4 protein-coding genes are annotated in these 2,683 nt (G+C 39.0%); all 4 read left to right on the top strand.

Annotated elements, in window-relative coordinates:
• Positions 1-198: 198 nt before the first annotated feature.
• The 4 genes from QME20_RS19550 (at position 199) to QME20_RS19535 (ending at position 2,555) form a co-directional block, all read left to right on the top strand.
• Positions 199-552 (top strand): hypothetical protein, encoded by a 354-nt coding sequence (locus QME20_RS19550; protein WP_281716507.1) that lies wholly within the window; start codon positions 199-201, stop codon positions 550-552.
• Positions 553-669: 117 nt separating this feature from the next.
• Positions 670-1,035, top strand: a complete 366-nt coding sequence (locus QME20_RS19545; protein WP_281716508.1) for a hypothetical protein — start codon at positions 670-672, stop codon at positions 1,033-1,035.
• A gap of 635 nt (positions 1,036-1,670) precedes the next feature.
• On the top strand, positions 1,671-2,123 hold the full coding sequence (locus QME20_RS19540; protein ID WP_014949704.1) for a DUF3291 domain-containing protein: 453 nt from the start codon (positions 1,671-1,673) through the stop codon (positions 2,121-2,123).
• Positions 2,124-2,285: 162 nt separating this feature from the next.
• A complete protein-coding gene (locus tag QME20_RS19535; RefSeq protein ID WP_014949705.1) occupies positions 2,286-2,555 on the top strand; it encodes a hypothetical protein in 270 nt (89 codons plus the stop codon).
• Positions 2,556-2,683 lie beyond the last annotated feature (128 nt).

The raw sequence follows: 2,683 nt of genomic DNA, 5'->3' as shown, positions 1-2,683 counted from the left end.
CAGTGTGTTAAACAACGGTGATCTTCCTACAGAGGACTTTCACCTCATTAGTTCATGCCCATGCTGGGCGTACACAATCGCATAAACTCGCTCGCAAGCTCGCTGGGACAAAAACACGTAGGCTCCCTTCGCTTCGCTCTGTATTATAGCCTACGTATTTTTGCCCGTTATGCGGGCCGTTAGCTACCAGAGGAAATTATGGAAGAATCGTTCTCTTTTTTAATGCAAAATCTATCTTTAATTCTATTGATTGCATTAGCGTCCAATTGTTTTATTTTGCACTTCAGGAATCGAAACAGAGAACTTTTTGAGATTATTGGAAACGAGGTACTGATTAATCGAACTAATAAGCTTCAGTTTACTCTAGCAAGCAAGAAAACTATTCCAATTGAGAGCGTTGTAAAAATTGAGGTTCACGGTAATAGATTAAGCCTCTTTCAAAACACCAGCAACGCAACTGATGTCTGGGTGCAACCTAAGCATCTAGAGAGTGAGATTGAAAAAGCAAAAAACGTGTTTAGCCATGCAGTTTTTTTAAACTGTGGTAGCTAACAACCCAATAAACTCACTCACTACCTTCACTGTGACGCATACACGCGGGGCGGCTTCGCCATTATGCTCAGCGCATATGCGCCTCTTAGCTTAATGTTAGAAGCTTCTGAGAAATCAATGGCTAAATCAGAAATAAGACGATTCTTAAAAGAGATCCGCACTAAGTTTCCTGACGTTGTTCCTCTTATGGAAAAACATGAGAGTTGGGCGCTTACATTTCTAATGGGAGAGTTTGCAAATTTGACGACTATTTTTTTAAACCAAGGCGACTTAGAAGAAGCACTTGAGCAGTTGCAGTACATGAGCGAGAAACTAGATACTGCAACCGAAGCAGAATTCGAGTACATAGATGTATATTATACAGAGCACTTATTCTGGAAAGGTACCAAAGAAGGTATTGAACGTGGCTGGCCTCTCGTCCCAGATAATCTCAAAAAACTGTACTTGGACTTTCATGGTAAACCACCTAGGGTAGTGGTTTAGATAAGGTTGAGGGAAGTACAATTTTACAAAGTACGATTGATGGCTTTTGTGAAACTCAGCGCTCTAAAGATGTCTTTAAAAAATTAAGACGTTTTATATCCAATAAAGCGATTAAAAAGTCTGGTGTTCTATTTTTCCCTGAGGCTTACGATAACCTGAAAAATGGTTGGCGATTAACCCCAATTCTAACTGGTGTGCCTGAGTTAGATGTTAAGCTTGAACCTTACAGTTAAGAGTGTTTTAAACATAACAAACGCTTTAACCAAGGGACGAAAAACAGCAAGCTTGCGCTCCTTCGTCGCTAATTTTAGCCTGCTATTTTGCGCCAGTTTAGCTAGGCGGTATGCATCAAGGTAAATAATGAATCGAGCGCCCCTTTCAAAAGAACCAGTTAACCTATTTATTCTTTTAAAGATGGCTTACACCAATTCTTTGGGTGCCAATGTGCTGAACAGGCATCTGAGCAGACTGCTCAAGCAACTGTTTTAAAATTGGAGCTAACTATCCGTTTTCTCCATTCAAAAGTAAGTTATTTGGAAAATGCGTAAACTAATTCCAAGACAGGCATTTCTAAGTACTAGACCTAGATTAACTTTATAAAACGCGTTCACTAAGTTAAGAGGCAAGGAGACAATATGCATCTCGCTCAATTGAATATTGGAAAAGTCAGGTTTAACTTGGAGTCCCCCGAAATGGCGGACTTTGTAAATAACCTAGACCCTATCAACGCCATTGCTGAACAAAGTCCAGGATTTATCTGGCGTTTGAAAGACGAATCAGGTGATGCCACTAATATAGAGGTAGAAAATAACCCAGATATCATTGTTAACATGTCTGTTTGGGAAAGCGTAGAGTCCCTTAAGAACTTCATGTTCAAGACGCATCACATTGATTTCCTTAAGCGTAAAAAAGAGTGGTTTTTGCCCTTAAGCGAAGCATCTTATGTGCTTTGGTGGATACCGAAGGGTCATATTCCAACCCTTCAGGAAGCTATCACTAAATTAGACCATCTTCGGGAAAATGGAGAATCTCAGGATGCATTTAGTTTTAAAAGTAGTTACCCCAAGCCTGAATTGGAGAATCATTGATGTTTCCAAGGTCAGAAGGCACACTAGTAAGAAGCTCGAACTGGCCGTTGAAATACGTAAGCACGGATCCCGACACGTAGATTCTAATTTTCGCACACGAGTTTCACATCTTAGATGGCTGCCGTGTTCTCTATTAGATAGTTTAATAAGAAAGGATATTTTATGAACTTATCGTTTTTACTTGTACTTTTTATCTCTTTTTTCACAATAAATATCCTACCTTGGGTTCTAGCACTTATATCTAAAAAGGCTTCTGGTAATAACAAGGTCATCTGGTTCTTGATGTCGTTTTTATTATCATGGCTAGGCTTTATCGTTTATTACTATCTTGTGATTAAGCCAGAATGGAAAGCTGAGTTAGAAAGAAAAAAATCAAAAAGAATACTCAGAAATGAAAATGGAATGCCTATTAAAATGTATGAGCAATCTTAAGGTTAAAATTGACACGCATTTTATCAACGCTTATATGTAGATGAACACTAGTGACGTGGTCAACCAAAATCACACAACCCAGTTAAGCCGCTTTTTGTAAGTTAGCCATGTCAGCCTCATATTGATTT

The organism is Alteromonas sp. CyTr2 (assembly GCF_947311905.1).
Classification (GTDB): domain Bacteria; phylum Pseudomonadota; class Gammaproteobacteria; order Enterobacterales; family Alteromonadaceae; genus Alteromonas; species Alteromonas macleodii.
The sequence above is the reverse complement of the archived record's forward strand: the minus strand, read 5'-3'. Positions and strand labels throughout refer to the sequence as shown.